This is a genomic window from Klebsiella sp. K-Nf6 (assembly GCF_002806655.1).
In the GTDB taxonomy this organism is placed as follows: domain Bacteria; phylum Pseudomonadota; class Gammaproteobacteria; order Enterobacterales; family Enterobacteriaceae; genus Klebsiella; species Klebsiella variicola.
Genome location: NZ_PIBN01000005.1, coordinates 238281 through 256450, shown reverse-complemented (window position 1 = coordinate 256450; position 18170 = coordinate 238281). Strand labels below are relative to the sequence as shown.

The following is an 18170-nucleotide window of genomic DNA, read 5'->3' as shown; positions in this document are numbered from 1 at the left end:
CCCTCCCCCCTTTTGGGGAGAGGGTGAGGCACTACTTCACTAACTGTTTGGTCATCTCCAGCAGCTGGCGAACATCGGCCGGACGGGTGTTGCCGCTGGCTTTATCGATAATCGAGCTGTAGATATGCGGGATGATTTTGCTCACCCCGGCATCGAGGGCGATTTTCAGGATCTCGCTGTAGTTGTCCAGATCGATACCGCCGGTCGGCTCCAGCCAGAAATCGTGCGCGGCGCAGGCTTTCGCCACAGCTTCGAATTCGGCGCGGTGCTTCAGGCCGCCCATCGGGAAGTATTTGATGGAGCTGCCGCCCATGTCTTTCAGCAGCGCGATGGCGGTTTCCAGCGGCACAATGCCATCCGCCGCGCCGCTGCTCAGCGGGCCAGTTGAGATCTTCACCATTCCCGGCGTACCGGTGGGCGAGACCAGGCCATTCACCACGGTCTCGTTCTGCCCGAGCAGCGCGCGGCTGGTGGCCACGCCGGTGAACACCTGGTTGACGTGCTGCGGCTGCACCTGGCGAGAAATCTCACTCACCATCGCCGACTGGTTTGGATCGCCTGCGCCCAGCCCGACTGAGAGCGCGTTATCGATCAGCTTCGCGTATTCACGCATATCGGCCACCGCGCTGGCGACATCCGGATAGTTTTTGGAGAGCACGCCGACCAGGACGTGGCCTTCCGCCGCGTCGTAGATTTCGCGGGCGTTGTCTTTGCTGCCCGCCAGGACGTTCAGACACACGCGATCACGGTAAAAGTTTGGGGTCAGTTTCATGCTTGTTTCTCCTTGTTTAGCACTTCCGCGATGCGGCGGGCGACCACCGCCAGCTGCTCCGCGTTCACGCTGCGGACATCGGCTTCGATAATGCCTTCGTTAGCTTTGTAGCCGCGGAAGTAGATGGCGTATTCGCCCTGCTTCAGCGCGTTAACCAGATCGCCGGTCTTCACGCCGGTCACCGCTTCGTTGAATTTGATTTCGGCGCGGGCGATATCGCGACCCGCGCTATCCCACACCACCCGGGCGGTCACGCCGTTAAGCGTGTTGAGCTGTTCGATAAACGGCGTCATCTTCGCCACCATCTGCTCGCCGCTCTCTTTGCTCGCCGTCAGGTAGTGTTCAATGGCGCAGGTCAGGCCGAGAATGCCCTCTTTACCCACTTTCATCGCCCGGCCAATCCCCATCGACTGGCGCTTAACCCACTCGACGTACTGGGTTTTGCCGATCACCAGCCCGCTGGTCGGCCCTTCAATCGCTTTCGCGCCGCTGTAGATCACCAAGTCGGCGCCCATGCGGTAGTAGCATTGCAGATCTTCTTCCGCCGCCGCATCGACGATCAGCGGCAAGCCATGCTGGCGCGCCACTTCCGCAGCCTGCGCTACGTTGAGCATGCTTTTCTGTACGCAGTGGTGGGATTTGATGTACAGGATCGCCGCGGTGCGCGGGGTGATTGCCGCCGCCAGCTGTTGGGCAGAACATTCGTTGGCGTAGCCCGCTTCCACCAGCTTACCGCCGCCCAGCGCCACCATGGTGCCGACCGGCGCGCCGAAGTTGACGTTGTGGCCCTTCGGCATGACGATTTCGTTATTCTCTATCGGCGTGACGTGCAGGTTCTCCAGCAGCCAGTCGCTGTCTTTCACCAGCACCGCCGCCACCGACTGGGCAATCCCCGCCGACGCGCAGGAGACAACGGTCGCCCCTTCCACGTCCAGCAGCCTGGCAATGTACTCGCCGGTTTTATTCACCAGGTCTTTCATTTCAAAGTACTGGTTCATACCGGCCATCGCGGCTTCCACCACTTCCGGGCGCGGCGTGGAAACGCCCAGCGCCGTCATCCGGCCCGAAGTATTAATCACCTGTTTTAAATGGTATTTCTCAAAAATCGAAGGCATGTTCCGCGCTCCCTTGTTCGGTCAGATAGCCTTTGCCCGCGCGGATCGCGGCCAGCGGCACCAGAATGTTGTCAGCCTGGAGGCTCTCTTTTTCGGCATCCACCAGCAGCGTGGGCCGGTGCTCCAGGCGAAATAGCGTTAAATCGGCGTCGAAGCCCACTTCCAGCCGCCCTTTACGCGACAGGCGCAGCCCCTCGGCGGCGCTGACGGTCACGCAGGCAATCACCTGCGGCAGGGTCATGCCGATGGCGAGGAATTTCGACATCACCAGCGCCAGCGAACGCACCGGGCCGTCGATCCGGTTGCGGCAGTAAATGTCGGAGCTGATGGTGTGCGGCAGAATGCCCAGCGCAATCGCCCGCCGCGCCACTTCAAAGCTGAAGCTGGCGGTGCCGTGCCCAACGTCGAGGTGCACCCCGCGCTGCAGAGCGCGAGTAATCGAGCTACGCAGTTCGCCGGCGGGATTCAGAATGCGGTTCGGCTTGCCGTTATAGCAGTGGGTAATGATGTCGCCGCTGCTCAGCAGGTCGGCGATTTCATCGAGGTTCGGCGGGTTATTGCCGATGTGCACCATCAGCGGAAGATCGCCGTTTTGCTGCTGAATGGTCTTGGCGCGCGCCAGCGGCGTAATGCCGTTTTCGCCCACCACGCTGCTACTCATCCGCGCTTTCAGGCCGACGATAAAATCAGGATGACGCTGCACCGCCTGCTTCACCGCCTCGGCGTCGATATTGGCCATATTGGCCAGTTCGTTCTGCGCAATCAGCCCGACGCGGGAGATATTGAGCAGCGCATAAACTTCCGTCGCCGCTTTGCGGGTCAGCTGATAGAAATCGTCAACGTCGTCGGCACCGGTGCTGCCGGCATCAATCACGGTGGTGACGCCGGTGGCGATACCCACGCTATCCGGCTCATCGTGATAAATCGGCGAATTCGGGTAGCAGTGAACGTGGGAGTCAATCCAGCCGGCGCTAACGTAGCTGTTGCCGTACAGATCGATGGTTTTGCGGGAGGGCGCGCTAATCTCGCCCAGCGCCGCGATTTTCCCGTCCTGGATGGCGATATCAGTCAGGGTATCGTCGACGAGGCGCGCACGGCGCAGGAGTAAATCAAACATAGCTATCTCCTGATGAAAAGAGTGTACGGATGGCGAGGTCATCGGCCTACCAATCACGCTGACGTGTAGGCCTGATAAGCGCAGCGCCATCAGGCGGCTAGCTAATCGCCACCGGGAAGATGGAGCCGAGGATCATCGCGCCGAGGATGGCGCCGCCGGTGATCGGTTTCTGCCAGATGTAGAACAGCAGCGCGCCAACCAGCGAGCCAATCCCGATAGGAATCGAGGCGGTCATCGCGCTGAGGATGATCAAGGGGCCAAGGAAGCGGCCAGAGGCGTTACCGGCCCCCATCATTACGTCGGCACCGTAGGTGGAATCGCTCTGGTTGATGGTGAACTTACGCGCCAGAATGATGATGTAACCCACTGCCAGACCAAGGACCAGGCCGGTGACCAGCGACGCGGCGAAGTTCGCCACCGGGAAGACAAAGCCCGCGCCGAGCAGCAGCGCCGGAACGCCGAGGCCAATACCGGTTTGAATGGCGCCACCGATATCGAGGATCCCCACCAGCGACCCTTCGATAATGCGGGCGAACAGGAAGCTGGCACCAAATGCCGCCACCGCGCCGTACGCGCCAGTATCAATCCCTGCCTTCAGCATGGCCACGAAGGCCACTTCGTTGAAGGCACCGATGCCGTACAGGTAATACATGTGCGTCCCGGCGAAGACACCGGAGGAGAGCAGGCCAACAAAGATCGGGAACGACCAGTCGGCATACCAAAAACCTTTATTCTGTTCCATTATCAGGCTCCCGTTACTTGCCGCTGAGTGAGTTGTGGATCATGTCCAGCCAGTTCGGCACGGTCAGATGGAAGGATTCAATCATCTTCATGTCGAAACCGCGGAAGAAGCCGCTGAGGACAAACAGCGCGACAATGGCGATCATCATCACTTTGGTTACCCGGTTCCAGCCGCTCTCTTCTACCCCTTTACCGATCAGAATACCCAGTACCAGACCCGGTACGGCGTTCCCCATAATCAGCTGCGCCGCGCCGCCGAAAATCGTCGCCCAGAAGCCTGATTTCTTACCGGCATCGATAGCCGCCAGCCAGAAGATCACCGGCATCACGGTATTCACCAGCAGATTTGCCGCCGGCACCAGCACCTTAACCGCGGTGACCTGCAGCGCTTCCGGCACGGAAGAGGCGGTCAGGTTAAGGAAGGCGACGACGATCATGCCGATGATGCCGCAGGCAATCGCCATTCTTTTCGGATCGTGCAGGGTTTCGCCAACGTTACGATTTTTTAGCATCAGCGCCGCCGCGCCCCAGTTAGGGATAATGCGGTGGTCGACGTCCTGGGTGAAGGAGCCTGCTGCAACGGAAGAGGCCCAGGCGTTAAAGAAGAAGCCAAGGCCAAAGGAGAAGTGAGAGGCCGGATCGCCTTCACAGGAGTTAAGCTCGCCCAGGGTACGAAACGCCCCCATCCCCTGCGTGGTGGGGGCGTGAAACATGCGTGCCGCTCCGGCGCCCACGCCGACGCCGACCAGGCCGCCGATAATGAGCGATTTTATTAAAATTATCAGGAACATAGTTAGACCCTTTGCTAACAATCAGGTTTGCGTGACGAAAGCCACTTTATCGAGATCGATGGCGGTCACGTTGACGGTGACGTCCAGCTCCACGCTGTAAGTCCGTCGTTCACGGCGCAAAAAGAAGAACAGAAAGGCCTCTTTTCGTACCGCTTCGCGCGCATGAACAACCGTCACGTCCTGTGGCTCAATACGCAGCAGAATGTGCGATGACGTTTTCATCACCGCAGCCTGCACATGGTTCAGGGCATCGGCGAAGGCCCGTGATTTGCTTTCGCCTTTGCCGGCAACCCTCACCGTGGTGGTGAATTGCTCTTTCATACTTATGCGCCGTATTTCTTTTTCCAGGCTTCAACCAGGCGCTCGCCCAGCTCTTCTTTATCCATAAAGCCGAAGCCCAGCACGTTGCAGCCTTCGTTAATGGCGGTGACGCCCTCTTCAACGGAACGCATGCCATATTTCGCTTTGTAGCCGTATTTGGTCTGCGCGGTGATGGCCCCGGCGCCGCCGCTGCCGCAGAAGGAGATGCCGAAGGTGGCGTTTTCCGCTTTCATCATGTCGCCCAGTTTCATATCAGCAGCAACGCCAGGGACGACCACAGCACGTGCGCCCGCTTTCTCAGCGCCTGCAGCGACTTTTTGTCCTTTGCCCAGGCGGTCGCCAATAACAACGGTGATTTGTTCCATGTTTTGCTCCTTACAGGTTTTCTTTTGCGACTTCGAAATGGACGGACAGCAGCCAGGCCTCTTCATCAGGCAAGTTGCCAAACTGCGCGACCACTTCGCGGGCCAGCGTCATTGAATCTGGTGAAATCTCTTCGAACAGGCTGGCATCCACTTCCGGTAGCGGTTCACCGCTGATTGACCGGTGGGCCATCGCCCGCACGTGGGAAGTCAGCATTTGCTCCTGAACGTCGTTAGGGACGATGCCGTGACGGCTTAACAAGGCAAAAACCTGCTGCAGCATCTTGTCAGCCAGGCGTTCGGTCTGCGCTGCCTGCTCCCCTACGTCGTGTATTACCGCTCCGTTATTCACTTCTGATACCCCGCTGATGTCTCTGGGAATCAAAGTAGCGCCGGGGGGAAGGAGTTTGTAGCGAGTTGTTTTCCACTTCGAAGTGGAAAGGGAGACGGCAGGCGTGATCGACCCCACATATTCACAGGGAAAAGGCAAAAACGACGGCTATGGCGTGAGACGTATCACAACAATGAGCGTGGATAAGGCGCCTGCGGCAGCGGAAAGGCCGGAAAAAGAGAGTGGAAAAATGTGATATCGGTAGGCTTTCAGGCGGGAGGCATCGGCTGATGCCTCCCGAAAAGAACGGTTAGCGGTACTTCTGATGGTAGGTGTTGCGGGTGGTTTTAAACTCCTCCGCAGCGGCCTGCGCCTCTTTCACCTTGCCTTCGTTCGCCAGCTTCAGCGCACCGTCGATCTGGCCGATCAGAATATCCAGACCATGACGGTAATCTTTCATCTCAGCGCTGTCGGCCGCTTTGCCTTCCAGCTTCGGCGGCGTCTGTTTCTGGGCATCGACTGCCGCCGTACGCATTTTATTCAGCGCCGCTTTCAGCTCGCCGGCGTCGGTGGTTTTCTGTACCACTTGCAGGTTTTCTGCCAGAGTGTCCATGTCTTCGCCCAGGTCGGCGAAGGCCGATGCTGAACCGAGCGCAAAAGCAGAGACAGCCAGCATCGCTAACAGTTTTTTACGCATTGCTCACTTCCTTTTTATTATTTAAGCAAACAGGTGTTATTGCCCGGCGATTTTCATCTCCGGCAGCAGCACAGAACCACACTGAATGTTGCTGCGCGTTTCAATATCATCGCCAATGGTCACGATATTACGCCACATTTCTTTCAGATTTCCTGCAATGGTGATCTCACTGACAGGATATTGAATTTCGCCGTTTTCTACCCAGAAGCCGGATGCGCCGCGTGAGTAGTCGCCAGTGACGCCACTGACACCCTGCCCCATCAGTTCGGTAACCACAAGGCCGGTGCCCATCTCTTTAAGCATCTTTGCAAAACTCAGGCCGCGGCCATTGATGCGCCAGTTGTGGATGCCCCCGGCGTGGCCGGTGCTTTTCATCCCCAGCTTGCGCGCTGAGTAGTTGGTCAGCAGCCACTGGGTCAGCACCCCGTCTTTGATGATGTCACGACGCTCGGTGCGCACGCCTTCGCTGTCGAACGGCGTGGAGGCCAGCCCTTTCAGCAGGTGCGGATGTTCTTCGATGGTCAGCCACTCAGGCAAAATTTGTGTGCCCAGCGAATCGAGCAGGAAGGTGGATTTGCGGTATACCGAACCACCGGCAATCGCGCCCACCAGGTGACCAAACAGCCCGGTCGCCACTTCGTTGGCGAAAATCACTGGCGCCTTCATGGTCGACAGCTTACGCGGCGCCAGACGCGACAGGGTGCGGCGGGCGCACTCTTCCCCAACCCATTCCGGTGACTGCAGATCCTCTATCGCCCGGCCAATGGTGTAGGCGTAGTCGCGCTCCATATCGCCGTCATCTTCCGCGATGACGCAGCTGGAGAGCGAATGGCGAGTCGAGCAGTAACTTTGCAGCATGCCGTGACTGTTACCAAACACTTTGATGCCGTAGTGGCTGTTAAAGCTGCCGCCTTCGGTGTTAGTGATGCGCTTATCTGCCTTCAGGGCCACTTGCTCCGCGCGAGCGGCCAGTTCGATGGCTTCGTCCGGGGAGACTTCCGCCGGGTGGAACAGGTCCAGATCCGGGGCGTCAAAGGCCAGCAGCTCTTTATCGGCCACACCGGCAAACGGATCCGGGGAGGTGTAGCGCGCAATATCCAGCGCCGCCTGTACGGTGCGGGCGATGGCGTCCGGACTCAGATCGGTCGAGGAGGCGCTGCCTTTACGGTTTTGATGATAGACGGTGATGCCTAGCGCGCCGTCGCTATTGAATTCTACGTTCTCCACTTCGCCATAGCGGGTGCTGACGCCGATGCCCGTCGTTTTGCTGACGGAGACTTCCGCACCGTCAGATTTACCTGCCGCCAGTTCCAGTGCCGTGGTAACGGCTTCTTCCAGCGTCTTACGCTGCTGTGCAACTTGAGAGATGACTTTCATTGCTAATGCCATAATGTAAGAAGGAGTTAACTGAAGTCTAACAGAGAACCGTTTTTCAGTGCGCGCCTTAACTGGTAACATTAGCCTCTTTTTTTAAGGAGCCTGAAGATGACAAAGCAGCCCGATGACTGGCTCGACGACGTGCCCGGTGATGACGTTGAAGATGAAGATGATGAAATCATCTGGGTCAGTAAGAGTGAAATTAAGCGCGACGCGGAAGAACTGAAGCGTCTTGGCGCGGAACTCGTTGACCTGGGGAAAAACGCGCTGGATAAAATTCCGCTGGATACTGACCTGCGTGACGCCATCGAACTCGCCCAGCGTATCAAAAAAGAGGGTCGCCGCCGCCAGCTGCAGCTTATCGGTAAGATGCTGCGCAACCGCGATGTCGATCCGATTCGTCAGGCGCTGGACAAGCTGAAAAACCGTCACAACCAGCAGGTTGCGCTGTTCCACAAGCTGGAGCAGATCCGCGATCGACTGATTGACGATGGGGATGACGCCGTCGCTGAAGTGCTGAACCTGTGGCCAGATGCTGACCGTCAGCAGTTGCGTTCACTGATCCGCAATGCGAAGAAAGAGAAAGAGGGCAACAAGCCGCCGAAATCGGCGCGCCTGATCTTCCAGTATCTGCGCGAACTGGCTGAAAACGAAGGCTAAGTCCCGCTGTTTTTGCCCGCAATAGTCTCCCGGATGGCGGCGCGCTGCGCCTTATCCGGGCTACAAATCCCTATATATCAAACGGTTACTCTGTTTTGTAGGTCCGCGAAAACGCAGCGCCGCCGGGCAATCTGCACCAGACTCCGTTCCCGTCGTTGTGCCGGATGGCGGCTAACGCCTTATCCAGCCTACGGAACCCTATATATCAAACGGTTACTCAACACCGTAGGCCCGTGCAAGCGCAGCGCCGCCGGGCAATCTGCACCAGACTCCGTTCCCGTCGTTGTGCCGGATGGCGGCTAACGCCTTATCCGGCCTACCTTCACCCCAGTTCTAAGGCTTGCGCCAGCAGGGGGATTCCCTTCGCATAGCCTGGCTCCCTCATCCACACGACGATACGGTTGTTTTTGCCTTGCGGCCAAGCTGAATCGTTAAAGCTGAAAACAATGTAGATCACATATTGTGGTGATAAATTCGCATTACTTAGCAAAATAATACGACTTTCATCGCATTTAACATCATCAAAACGGCCACTTTCTCACCAGGTGAGGCGCTTCACATTTTAATCACCCTCATGCCGGTAGATTTCACACGTCAATGACACAATCGATTCAGCAAAAAGGGAATAAAAATGAAAAAGACTTTGGTTCTGACGACTATCGCCCTGCTGGTTTCTGGCTCAGCCACGGCAAAAACATGGGTGCTGACGAACGCTGAAGAGGGTATGGATAAAGGAAACTGGCAGATCAGCAGCGATCAGCTGAAGGTAAAAGACCATGCGTTCAGCATTGAGCAAAAAGTCCTGCACGGCGGTAAGCAGGAAGGCAGCAAAATCCTCACCATTCACAGTAAAGACGGCCTGACCATCACTCTGAGCCCGACACGCGGCATGAACTTACTGCGTATTGAGGGTTTCGGCAGCCGGATGGGCTGGGATTCGCCGGTTAAAGAGGTCGTCAACCCGGCGTTTATCAACCTGGAAAGTCGCAATGGACTCGGCTGGCTGGAAGGATTCAACGAGATGATGGTCCGCTGCGGCTATGAATGGACCGGCCATCCGGTGACCGCGGACGGGCAGATTTATACCCTGCACGGCAAGGCAGGCAACACCCCGGCCTCGCGGGTAGAAGTCGAAGTGGCTGACAGCGCGCCGTATGAAATCCGCATCCGCGGGCTGGTGAAAGAGAGCACCTTCAAAAAAGCCGATCTGCAGACTTTGACCGAACTGCGCTACGTCCCGGGCAGCAACAGCTTCAGCCTGCATGACGTCTTAACCAACCATGCCGACTATCCGCATGATTATCAGATTATCTACCACAGCAACTTCGGCACCCCGATTCTGGAAGAAGGCGCGCGCTTCCTCGCCCCGATGTCCAGCATCAGCCCGTTCAATGATTACGCGAAGAGCGGGTTAAAAACCTGGCAGACCTATCAGGGGCCGACCAAAGATTTTGACGAGATGGTATTTAATATTCAGCCGCTGGCCGATGAAAATCACCAGACCCTGGCCGCGGTGGTCAACAAAGCGGGCGATAAAGGGGCATCCATTCAGTTTGATACCCGTCAGCTGCCGGTCCTGACGCTATGGAAAAATACCGACACCATCAAACAGGGCTACGTCACCGGTATCGAACCGGGCACCAGCTACGCCTATCCGGTCACCATTGAACGCGAACAAAAACGTGTGAAGCAGCTGCAGCCGGGCGCCAGCGCGCAGTTTGATCTGACCTACACTCTGCTGCACGACAGCGCCCAGGTGGCCGCCGTTGAGCAGAAAATCGCGCAGATTCAGGGCGACAATAAAGTCGCGGAGAACGAGACGCCGATCGCCAAAGAGTAAGGTTGTAACCAGTGAATTCCCGGAGCGGGGCGACGCCCCGTTCCGGGCTACTCCCGCCCCATCACCTCGCGCCCGAGATCCCGGGCAAACTGCTGGTACTGTCGCTCATCGATCGGCTGCGGGTAGCTCAGCACCAGCAGCTCATGATCCGTGATGTCCTGATGATAGCTCGGGTGATAATGCGCCCACGCATTGGCATGAAACCCCATCGACTGATAAAAGCGCAGCCGTTTATGAGCGATCGCCGTCGTCAGCGGATCGATTTCCAGAATGGTCAGCGGCGCGCGCGTCAGGATCTGCGCCAGCAGCTGTTTACCATAGCCGCGGGAGCGCAGCGTATCGTCGATCGCCAGATGTTCGATATAACCGTAGCCGGCAAACTGCCAGCAGCCGCTGAGGCCAACAAAGACGCCTTCATCGAACCACGCTTCCAGCGCGTAGCGCGGGTGGCTCAGCGCCTGAAGTTTGGCGTCGCTTTCGCGCTGCTCGTGCCACGGAAAGGCGCGCGCGTAGAGCGCGTCCAGCGTGGCGAAATGGGGCGAGTCGGTAGAACGTAATCTTTCGCAGATCAGCATGGCACAATCCCTGGTGGCGAAAACAAAACTGCCCTCACGCGGAGGGCAGTGATCGGAGGCGTTCGCGCTTATTCTGCCGCGGCCGCTTTTTGCGCCAGCTTATCCAGCAGCTTTTGATGAATGCCGCCGAAGCCGCCGTTGCTCATCACCAGGATATGGTCGCCCGGGTGGGCGGTTTTGACCACCATCTCCGCCAGGGTATCGACGTCGGCGCTCCAGTGGGCCGGCTGGACGCAGGCTTCCGCCACTTCCGCCACCTGCCACGGAATATGCTGCGGCTGCAGGAGAAACACTTCATCAGCGCGACCAAGCGACGGCGCCAGATCGTCCTTGCAAACGCCCATTTTCATGGTGTTAGAGCGCGGCTCCAGCACGGCGAGAATACGCGCGGTGCCGCCCACTTTGCCGCGCAGCGCCTGCAGCGTAGCGAGGATCGCCGTCGGATGATGGGCGAAATCGTCATACACGGTGACGCCGTTGGCTTCACCGCGCAGCTCCAGGCGACGGCGGGCGTTGATAAAGCTGCCCAGCGCGTTCGCGGCATCCGCCGGCAGCACGCCGACGTGACGCGCCGCGGCAATCGCCATCAGGCCGTTATGCATATTATGCTCGCCGACCAGCGCCCACTTCACCTCGCCGACTTTTTCGCCGTCGAGCAGCACTTCCCACTGAGAGGCGTCGGCGTTCAGTTTCTTCGCCTGCCAGTGGCCCTGCTCGCCCACCAGCTCCTGCTCGCTCCAGCAGCCCATCGCCATCACCTGCTTCAGGTTGATGTCGTTCTCCGGCAGGATAATTTTGCCTTTGCCCGGCACGATGCGCACCAGATGGTGGAACTGTTTCTGAATCGCCTTCAGGTCGTCAAAGATGTCCGCGTGATCGAACTCAAGGTTGTTGAGGATCAGCGTCCGCGGGCAGTAGTGAACAAACTTGGAGCGCTTGTCGAAGAAGGCACAGTCGTATTCATCCGCTTCAATGACGAAGAACGGGCTGTCGCCCAGACGCGCAGAGACCTCGAAATTACCCGGTACGCCACCGATCACGAAGCCCGGTTTATAGCCGCAGGCTTCGAGGATCCAGGTTGCCATCCCGGCAGTGGTGGTTTTGCCGTGGGTCCCGGCGACGGCCAGCACCCAGCGATCGCGCAGCACGAAGTCGTGCAGCCACTGCGGGCCGGACATATACGGAATATTGTTTTCCAGCACCGCTTCAACGCACGGGTTGCCGCGAGTCATGGCGTTACCGATGATCACCAGATCTGGCCGGGGATCCAGCTGGCTGGGGTCATAACCCTGAATTAAATCAATCCCCTGGTTTTCCAGCAGGGTGCTCATCGGCGGATAGACGTTAGCATCCGACCCTGTTACCTCATGACCGAGGGAGCGCGCCAGCATGGCCAGGCCCCCCATAAACGTGCCACAGATTCCTAAAATATGAATGCGCATTCGTCATTTCCTTCTCTTATCCGGGGCACATTTTACCCATATCCCGGGCCCTGGCGAAATGCATTTCAGGCGAATCTGTATTTTGCTGGCGCGATTCACCAGTGCGCACTTTTTTGATTCTTTGTTAAGATTGTTGCGTTCGTTTTACTCAACATAAAAATGCAGGGAACGAGTTATGAAAACGTTAGGTGAGTTTATTGTTGAAAAGCAGCACGAGTTCTCCCACGCCACCGGTGAGCTGACTGCTTTGTTGTCAGCAATAAAGTTGGGCGCCAAGATCATCCACCGCGATATCAACAAGGCCGGTCTGGTCGATATCCTGGGTGCCAGCGGTGCTGAAAACGTTCAGGGCGAGGTTCAGCAAAAACTCGATCTGTTCGCTAATGAAAAATTAAAAGCCGCACTGCGAGCACGCGATATTGTTGCCGGGATCGCCTCCGAAGAAGAAGATGAAATTGTTGTCTTCGAAGGGTGTGAACACGCCAAATACGTGGTGCTGATGGACCCTCTGGATGGCTCCTCTAACATCGACGTTAACGTCTCTGTCGGAACGATCTTCTCTATCTACCGCCGCGTCACGCCTGTCGGCACGCCGGTGACAGAAGAAGACTTCCTGCAGCCGGGTAACAGGCAGGTGGCCGCGGGCTATGTGGTCTACGGCTCTTCGACGATGCTGGTATATACCACCGGCTGCGGCGTCCACGCCTTCACCTACGACCCGTCCCTCGGCGTCTTCTGTCTGTGTCAGGAGCGCATGCGCTTCCCGGAGAAGGGCAATACCTACTCCATCAACGAAGGCAACTACATCAAATTCCCGCAGGGCGTGAAGAAGTACATTAAGTACTGCCAGGAAGAGGACAAAGCGACTCAGCGTCCTTATACCTCACGCTATATCGGCTCGCTGGTGGCGGACTTCCACCGTAACCTGCTGAAGGGCGGCATCTATCTCTATCCGAGCACCGCCAGCCACCCGGACGGTAAGCTGCGCCTGCTGTATGAATGCAACCCGATGGCCTTCCTCGCCGAACAGGCGGGCGGTAAGGCCAGCGACGGTAAAGAGCGTATTCTGGATATTATCCCGGAAAGCCTGCACCAGCGCCGCTCGTTCTTCGTCGGTAACAACCACATGGTAGAAGACGTCGAGAACTTCATTAAAGCGTTCCCGGACGCCTGATCCCTGCCCTCCCTTCCCGCCTTGCGGGAAGGGAGTTCCCTGTTAGCGACTCCCCGCTCCGCTCACCCGCGTCACCGCCGCATTCTGCCGATTTTCCCACAGCACGGTCAGCCCACGCTGCAGCGCGATAAAGATAAACAGCAAAATACCGATAGCGATTTTCGTCCACCATGAGCTGAGGGTGCCGTCGAAGTTGATGTAGGTCTGAATTAACCCCTGAATCGCCACCCCGAACAGCGTTCCCAGCACGGTGCCAACACCGCCGCTGAGCAGTGTGCCGCCGATCACCACCGAGGCAATGGCGTCCAGCTCCACGCCGACGCCCGCCAGCGCATAGCCTGCCTGGGTATAAATGGAAAAGACGATCCCGGCCAGCGTCGCCAGCCCGGTGGAAAGCATATAGATACGGATCGTGGCGCTGCGAGTCGAAATCCCCATTAAATTCGCCGACGTGGCGTTGCCGCCGATGGCATACACCTGGTTGCCAAAGCGAGTGCGATGGGCCACAAAAATACCGGCCACCACCACCAGCAGCATCAGTAGCCCCATGGCGCTGAGACGACCGCCGCCGGGGATGGTCCATGCCAGCCCAGACAAGGTGTCGTAGACCGGATGGTTAATCGGAATCGACTCCTCCGACACCAGATAGCTGACGCCGCGCAGAAAGAACATGCCGGCGAGCGTGATGATAAAAGCCGGGATCTTTAGCGCGTCGATAAGCAGCCCCATAAACGCACCGAAGGCACAGCCCATCACCAGCACCAGTGGAAACGCCACCAGCGGTGATATTCCCCAAAAGCCAATCGCTTTGGCGAGGAAGACGCCGGTAAAGGCGATCACCGACCCCACCGACAGATCGATCCCGCCGGAGAGGATCACAAATGTCATGCCGACGGCGATGATCCCAAGGAAGGCATTATCCGTCAGGATATTGCAGATCACCCGCGTTGAGGCAAAGCCGGGGAATTGCGTCAGGCAGTAGAGGTAGCCCAGCACAAACACCGCAAGGGTGATCATCAACGGTAAATTACGTTTTATCATGGCCGCGTACCCCTTTCAGTAAACCGATAAAGCGCGGCGACTGGACAATCAGTACGCACAGCACCACCACCGCTTTCACCACCTGGTTGAGCTCCGGCGGGAAGCCAGAGAGCAAAATCCCGGTATTCATCCCCTGGATAATCAGCGCCCCCACCACCGACAGCAGCAGGTTGAAGCGCCCGCCCATCAGGGAGGCGCCGCCGATGACCACCGCCAGAATGGCGTCCAGTTCGAGCCACAACCCGGCGTTATTAGCATCCGCGCCGCGTATATCCGCCGCCACGATGATCCCGGCAATCGCTGCGCAAACGCCGCTCAGCACATAGGCCAGCATCACCACAATACGAGTATTCACGCCGGCGTTTTTCGCCGCGCGAATGTTGATCCCCACCGCTTCGATAAACATACCCAGCGCCGTTTTACGGGTAAACAGCCAGAACAGCAGCAGCGTGGCGGCGGCGATGATCACCGGCGTCGGAAACAGCAGAAACGATCCGCTGCCGAGCCATGCCAGGGCCGGGGAATCAAAGGTGACGATCTGCCCCGAGGTGATTAACTGCGCCACCCCGCGTCCGGCCACCATCAGGATCAGCGTCGCCACAAAAGGTTGGATCTTAAGGATCGCCACGAGGATACCGTTCCACAGCCCGGCCAGCGCACCGGCCCCCAGCGAGGCCAGCACCACCACCGGCAGGCTGTGCCCGGCGACGGTCATTGAGGCGGCCGTCGCGCCGGCAATCGCCATCACCGCCCCCACCGACAGATCGATACCGCCGGTGGCGATCACCAGCGTCATGCCGATGGCCAGCAGCGCCACCGGCGCGGCGCGGTTAAGAATATCGATCGGGCTGCCAAACAGGCGGCCATCCTGGAGCACCACCTGATAAAAATGGGGCGCGACCAGGCTGTCGACCAACAGAACCAGCAGCAAGGCAATGATCTGCGGGGTGCCCTTCGGCCAGCTGAAGCGTCGCTTCTCAGGGCCGGTTTGCGAAAGAGATCGAGGCATCATGAGTTACTCCTTATGCCGCAATAGCGTTCATGATCGCCGGTACAGAGAGCTCGGCGAGCGGGATCTCCGCTACCTGTCGGCGATCCCGCATGATAATGACCCGATCGGCGTAACCCACCAGCTCCTCCAGTTCAGAGGAGATGACCAGCAGCGCCAGACCATCGGCGCAGAGGGTTTCAATCAGGCGAATAATTTCCGCATGGGCGCCGACGTCGATGCCGCGGGTCGGCTCATCGAGGATCAGGAACTGCGGTTTGGTCAGTAACCAGCGGGAGAGCAGCACCTTCTGCTGGTTGCCGCCAGAGAGAAACTCGATCGGCTGCTCCGCGCTCGGGGTACGGATCCCCAGTTGGCGAATAAAGCGCTCGGCGATCTCGTTCTGCTCACGCCGGGGGATCGGCCGCAGCCAGCCGCGCTGCGCCTGCAGGGCGAGGACGATATTTTCCCGCACCGAAGCGGCGGCGATAATGCCGTCGGTTTTGCGATCTTCAGGACAGAAGCCGATCCCGAGGCAGGAAGCCTGATGCGGGGAGCGCAGGGTCTGCGGTTTGCCTTTGATCCACGCCTTCCCGCTGTCCGCCGTTTTAATGCCGAAGATCACCTCGGCGGTTTCCGTGCGTCCGGAACCCAGCAGGCCGGCGAGGCCCACAATTTCGCCCGGACGGACCTGCAGGTCGAACGGCGCGATGGTGCCTTTTTTACCGTAGCCTTCAAACGCCGCCACCGGCTTATCGCTCAGCAGGGTACGGCCCGCCCGCTGCAGGGCATTGTGGTCCAGTTCGCGACCCAGCATCATTTTCACCAGCTCAATCTGCGGCAGTTCGCGGGTCTCGCGGCAGCCGACGAAACTGCCGTTACGCAGCACGGTGATGCGATCGCTGACCGCATAGACCTGGTCGAGAAAATGGGTGACGAAGATCAGGCTGACGCCGTTATCCCTGAGCTGGCGCATCAGGGTGAACAGCATCTCCACCTCCTGGGTATCGAGGCTGGCGGTGGGCTCGTCGAGGATCAGCACTTTGGCCGACAGGTCGATGGCCCGACAGATAGCGACGATCTGCTGCATCGCCACCGAAAAGCGGTTCAGTGGTTCGCGCACGTCGAGGGAAAAGCCGTAGGAGGCCATCAGCGCCGTCGCCCGGGCCTCCATCTCTTTACGTCGCAGCAGGCCAAACCGCCGCGGCTCACGGCCGATGAACAGGTTATCCGCCACCGACATATTGGGCAGCAGGTTCACTTCCTGGTAGACGGTGCCAATCCCCAACTGCTGGGCATGGGCGGTATTTTTGGGCGAAATAGCCTGACCTTCCAGCCAGATGGTGCCGCGATCGGCATGGTAAACGCCGGTAAGCGCTTTGATCAGCGTCGATTTTCCGGCGCCGTTTTCGCCCAACAGGGCCATGATTTCGCCGCGCCGCAGGCTAAAGTTGACGTTATCCAGCGCCTTAACGCCGGGGAAGAATTTACTGAGTCCTTCGGTGCGAAGGATCTCCTGGTGTGCCTCGGCGCTCATAATCGATGTCACCTTCAAATGATGTCAGGTTACCCCGGGTCGCACTGGACTTCCCGGGGTTACTGGAACGCTGCTTTTCACCCTCTCCCACTGGGGAGAGGGATGGAATGAGGGGCTCCCCACTCAGTAGCCCATATTTTTCTTCTTCTCTAACTCTTCTTTCGCCGTATCCGGCAGATACAGCGTCGATTTGGTAATGGTCAGCTTCTCAGGCAGGGTGCCGTCTTTTTTGTATTTCTCCAGCGCATCAAACGCCGGGCCGGCCATGTTTGGCGTCAGTTCGACGCTGGCGTTGGCTTCACCAGCGATCATGGCTTTATAGATATCCGGCACGCCGTCGATGGAGCCCGTGAGGATATCTTTGCCCGGCTTCAGGCCAGCCTCTTTAATGGCCTGGATGGCGCCGATCACCATGTCATCGTTATGGGCGAAGACCATGCAGATGTTTTTGCCGTTATTCTCAGCTTTGATAAAGCTCTCCATCACCTCTTTCCCTTTGCTGCGGGTGAAGTCGCCGGACTGAGAGCGGATAATTTTGATATTCGACGCTTTGGCAATCGCGTCGGCGAACCCTTTCTTACGATCGATAGCCACGCTGGCCCCAACGGTGCCCTGCAGTTCAACGACGTTACACGGCTTACCGTCGACGGTTTTCACCAGCCAGTCGCCAATCAGCTGGCCTTCCAGCACGTTGTTGGCGGTCACGGTGGTCATGTAGAGATCTTTATCTTTAACATCAATGGAACGGTCGAGAAGGAAGACCGGGATCTTGGCCTCTTTCGCCTCTTTCAGCACCGGTTCCCAGCCGGTGGCCACCACCGGTGCAATGAAGATCGCGTCTACCCCCTGAGCGATAAAGGAGCGCACGGCTTTGATCTGGTTTTCCTGTTTTTGCTGACCATCTGCGATCTTCAGGGTGATACCGCGCTTGGCGGCCTCCTCTTTCGCGACGCTGGTTTCCGCCGCACGCCAGCCGGATTCAGAACCGACCTGCGAAAAACCTACGGTTAGCGGGGCAGCTATCGCCATAGACGACATAGCTGCGGAAACTGCTGTGACAAGAAGTAAGCGCTTCCACATAAGGGTATCCTCGTAGGGTTATTGTTGGTTAAAGTCTCACCTGCGAACAAACTATAGACAATCGGTGATGTAACTGAATGCGTTACATCACACTTCAAAAAAGTAAATGAAATGTTAATGCTCGCCTCTTTGCCCAGCGGAGAGCCGATAAGGCTTCGCGAGGAGCGCGGCTGTTGCGGTTTATGACGTTTTTTTAAGCGGTTTGATAA

20 protein-coding genes and 1 pseudogene are annotated in these 18170 nt (G+C 58.1%); 4 read left to right on the top strand and 17 right to left on the bottom strand.

Going from position 1 to position 18170, the window contains the following annotated elements; genetic code table 11:
• Window positions 1-31: 31 nt before the first annotated feature.
• The 8 genes from dagF to CWM61_RS11315 all read right to left on the bottom strand — a co-directional run bounded on the left by dagF (window position 32) and on the right by CWM61_RS11315 (window position 5571).
• Entirely contained in the window at window positions 32-772 is a 741-nt protein-coding gene (dagF, locus tag CWM61_RS11350) for a 2-dehydro-3-deoxy-phosphogluconate aldolase (protein ID WP_047667302.1), read from the bottom strand.
• The gene (locus CWM61_RS11345) at window positions 769-1887 is read right to left on the bottom strand and encodes a DgaE family pyridoxal phosphate-dependent ammonia lyase (protein ID WP_100631247.1); all 1119 of its coding nucleotides are present in this window, start codon (window positions 1885-1887) and stop codon (window positions 769-771) included. The genes dagF and CWM61_RS11345 overlap by 4 nt, the downstream gene beginning before the upstream one ends.
• Complete coding sequence (locus CWM61_RS11340) at window positions 1871-3004, bottom strand: amidohydrolase/deacetylase family metallohydrolase (protein WP_074387253.1); 1134 nt, start codon at window positions 3002-3004, stop codon at window positions 1871-1873. The genes CWM61_RS11345 and CWM61_RS11340 overlap by 17 nt, the downstream gene beginning before the upstream one ends.
• Before the next feature lie 97 nt (window positions 3005-3101).
• A complete protein-coding gene (locus tag CWM61_RS11335) occupies window positions 3102-3746 on the bottom strand; it encodes a DUF4310 family protein (protein WP_061155982.1) in 645 nt (214 codons plus the stop codon).
• Between the two features lie 13 nt (window positions 3747-3759).
• Window positions 3760-4536 carry a DUF4311 domain-containing protein gene (locus tag CWM61_RS11330; protein ID WP_061155983.1) on the bottom strand — a complete coding sequence of 259 codons (777 nt, stop codon included), beginning with the start codon at window positions 4534-4536 and terminating at the stop codon, window positions 3760-3762.
• Window positions 4537-4557: 21 nt separating this feature from the next.
• Complete coding sequence (locus tag CWM61_RS11325; RefSeq protein ID WP_061155984.1) at window positions 4558-4857, bottom strand: DUF4312 family protein; 300 nt, start codon at window positions 4855-4857, stop codon at window positions 4558-4560.
• A gap of 2 nt (window positions 4858-4859) precedes the next feature.
• The gene (locus tag CWM61_RS11320) at window positions 4860-5222 is read right to left on the bottom strand and encodes an SFCGS family glycine-rich protein (protein ID WP_004206501.1); all 363 of its coding nucleotides are present in this window, start codon (window positions 5220-5222) and stop codon (window positions 4860-4862) included.
• Window positions 5223-5232: 10 nt separating this feature from the next.
• A complete protein-coding gene (locus CWM61_RS11315; RefSeq protein WP_004206500.1) occupies window positions 5233-5571 on the bottom strand; it encodes a PRD domain-containing protein in 339 nt (112 codons plus the stop codon).
• A gap of 103 nt (window positions 5572-5674) precedes the next feature.
• Between CWM61_RS11315 and CWM61_RS29175 the strand changes: the two genes are divergently transcribed.
• Window positions 5675-5806, top strand: coding sequence for a hypothetical protein (locus tag CWM61_RS29175; RefSeq protein WP_165785148.1), 132 nt, complete (start codon window positions 5675-5677; stop codon window positions 5804-5806).
• 54 nt (window positions 5807-5860) lie between these two features.
• Here CWM61_RS29175 and cybC read toward each other — a convergent pair whose 3' ends face one another.
• Entirely contained in the window at window positions 5861-6247 is a 387-nt protein-coding gene (gene cybC / locus CWM61_RS11310) for a cytochrome b562 (RefSeq protein WP_061155985.1), read from the bottom strand.
• A gap of 36 nt (window positions 6248-6283) precedes the next feature.
• A complete protein-coding gene (gene pmbA, locus CWM61_RS11305) occupies window positions 6284-7636 on the bottom strand; it encodes a metalloprotease PmbA (RefSeq protein ID WP_061155986.1) in 1353 nt (450 codons plus the stop codon).
• Window positions 7637-7732: 96 nt separating this feature from the next.
• Between pmbA and yjgA the strand changes: the two genes are divergently transcribed.
• A complete protein-coding gene (gene yjgA / locus CWM61_RS11300; RefSeq protein WP_074387255.1) occupies window positions 7733-8284 on the top strand; it encodes a ribosome biogenesis factor YjgA in 552 nt (183 codons plus the stop codon).
• A gap of 333 nt (window positions 8285-8617) precedes the next feature.
• On the opposite strand, the pseudogene CWM61_RS30120 reads toward yjgA, so the two are convergent.
• A pseudogene (locus tag CWM61_RS30120) lies at window positions 8618-8731 on the bottom strand (hypothetical protein).
• A 184-nt stretch (window positions 8732-8915) separates the two neighbouring features.
• Between CWM61_RS30120 and CWM61_RS11295 the strand changes: the two are divergent.
• Window positions 8916-10124, top strand: coding sequence for an aldose 1-epimerase family protein (locus tag CWM61_RS11295; protein ID WP_100631246.1), 1209 nt, complete (start codon window positions 8916-8918; stop codon window positions 10122-10124).
• 47 nt (window positions 10125-10171) lie between these two features.
• Here the strand turns inward: CWM61_RS11295 and CWM61_RS11290 are convergent, their stop codons facing one another.
• Entirely contained in the window at window positions 10172-10699 is a 528-nt protein-coding gene (locus tag CWM61_RS11290; protein ID WP_100631245.1) for a GNAT family N-acetyltransferase, read from the bottom strand.
• A 68-nt stretch (window positions 10700-10767) separates the two neighbouring features.
• Window positions 10768-12141 carry a UDP-N-acetylmuramate:L-alanyl-gamma-D-glutamyl-meso-diaminopimelate ligase gene (gene mpl, locus CWM61_RS11285; RefSeq protein ID WP_100631244.1) on the bottom strand — a complete coding sequence of 458 codons (1374 nt, stop codon included), beginning with the start codon at window positions 12139-12141 and terminating at the stop codon, window positions 10768-10770.
• Between the two features lie 175 nt (window positions 12142-12316).
• Between mpl and fbp the strand changes: the two genes are divergently transcribed.
• The gene (gene fbp / locus CWM61_RS11280; RefSeq protein WP_025712316.1) at window positions 12317-13315 is read left to right on the top strand and encodes a class 1 fructose-bisphosphatase; all 999 of its coding nucleotides are present in this window, start codon (window positions 12317-12319) and stop codon (window positions 13313-13315) included.
• 42 nt (window positions 13316-13357) lie between these two features.
• Here fbp and yjfF read toward each other — a convergent pair whose 3' ends face one another.
• The 4 genes from yjfF to ytfQ all read right to left on the bottom strand — a co-directional run bounded on the left by yjfF (window position 13358) and on the right by ytfQ (window position 17961).
• A complete protein-coding gene (yjfF, locus tag CWM61_RS11275; protein WP_002886825.1) occupies window positions 13358-14356 on the bottom strand; it encodes a galactofuranose ABC transporter, permease protein YjfF in 999 nt (332 codons plus the stop codon).
• Window positions 14343-15368 (bottom strand): galactofuranose ABC transporter, ATP-binding protein YtfT, encoded by a 1026-nt coding sequence (ytfT, locus tag CWM61_RS11270; RefSeq protein WP_023323521.1) that lies wholly within the window; start codon window positions 15366-15368, stop codon window positions 14343-14345. Before ytfT ends, yjfF begins: the two co-directional genes overlap by 14 nt.
• A 10-nt stretch (window positions 15369-15378) precedes the next feature.
• Entirely contained in the window at window positions 15379-16881 is a 1503-nt protein-coding gene (ytfR, locus tag CWM61_RS11265) for a galactofuranose ABC transporter, ATP-binding protein YtfR (RefSeq protein ID WP_008807146.1), read from the bottom strand.
• 123 nt (window positions 16882-17004) lie between these two features.
• Window positions 17005-17961 carry a galactofuranose ABC transporter, galactofuranose-binding protein YtfQ gene (gene ytfQ / locus CWM61_RS11260; RefSeq protein WP_008807147.1) on the bottom strand — a complete coding sequence of 319 codons (957 nt, stop codon included), beginning with the start codon at window positions 17959-17961 and terminating at the stop codon, window positions 17005-17007.
• Window positions 17962-18170 lie beyond the last annotated feature (209 nt).

Excerpts from the sequence above, each read along its gene's own strand:
- dagF (WP_047667302.1), bottom strand. The coding sequence starts at position 772 with ATGAAACTGACCCCAAACTTTTACCGTGATCGCGTGTGTCTGAACGTC.
- CWM61_RS11345 (WP_100631247.1), bottom strand. The coding sequence starts at position 1,887 with ATGCCTTCGATTTTTGAGAAATACCATTTAAAACAGGTGATTAATACT.
- CWM61_RS11340 (WP_074387253.1), bottom strand. The coding sequence starts at position 3,004 with ATGTTTGATTTACTCCTGCGCCGTGCGCGCCTCGTCGACGATACCCTG.
- CWM61_RS11335 (WP_061155982.1), bottom strand. The coding sequence starts at position 3,746 with ATGGAACAGAATAAAGGTTTTTGGTATGCCGACTGGTCGTTCCCGATC.
- CWM61_RS11330 (WP_061155983.1), bottom strand. The coding sequence starts at position 4,536 with ATGTTCCTGATAATTTTAATAAAATCGCTCATTATCGGCGGCCTGGTC.
- CWM61_RS11325 (WP_061155984.1), bottom strand. The coding sequence starts at position 4,857 with ATGAAAGAGCAATTCACCACCACGGTGAGGGTTGCCGGCAAAGGCGAA.
- CWM61_RS11320 (WP_004206501.1), bottom strand. The coding sequence starts at position 5,222 with ATGGAACAAATCACCGTTGTTATTGGCGACCGCCTGGGCAAAGGACAA.
- cybC (WP_061155985.1), bottom strand. The coding sequence starts at position 6,247 with ATGCGTAAAAAACTGTTAGCGATGCTGGCTGTCTCTGCTTTTGCGCTC.
- pmbA (WP_061155986.1), bottom strand. The coding sequence starts at position 7,636 with ATGGCATTAGCAATGAAAGTCATCTCTCAAGTTGCACAGCAGCGTAAG.
- yjgA (WP_074387255.1), top strand. The coding sequence starts at position 7,733 with ATGACAAAGCAGCCCGATGACTGGCTCGACGACGTGCCCGGTGATGAC.
- CWM61_RS11295 (WP_100631246.1), top strand. The coding sequence starts at position 8,916 with ATGAAAAAGACTTTGGTTCTGACGACTATCGCCCTGCTGGTTTCTGGC.
- CWM61_RS11290 (WP_100631245.1), bottom strand. The coding sequence starts at position 10,699 with ATGCTGATCTGCGAAAGATTACGTTCTACCGACTCGCCCCATTTCGCC.
- mpl (WP_100631244.1), bottom strand. The coding sequence starts at position 12,141 with ATGCGCATTCATATTTTAGGAATCTGTGGCACGTTTATGGGGGGCCTG.
- fbp (WP_025712316.1), top strand. The coding sequence starts at position 12,317 with ATGAAAACGTTAGGTGAGTTTATTGTTGAAAAGCAGCACGAGTTCTCC.
- yjfF (WP_002886825.1), bottom strand. The coding sequence starts at position 14,356 with ATGATAAAACGTAATTTACCGTTGATGATCACCCTTGCGGTGTTTGTG.
- ytfT (WP_023323521.1), bottom strand. The coding sequence starts at position 15,368 with ATGATGCCTCGATCTCTTTCGCAAACCGGCCCTGAGAAGCGACGCTTC.
- ytfR (WP_008807146.1), bottom strand. The coding sequence starts at position 16,881 with ATGAGCGCCGAGGCACACCAGGAGATCCTTCGCACCGAAGGACTCAGT.
- ytfQ (WP_008807147.1), bottom strand. The coding sequence starts at position 17,961 with ATGTGGAAGCGCTTACTTCTTGTCACAGCAGTTTCCGCAGCTATGTCG.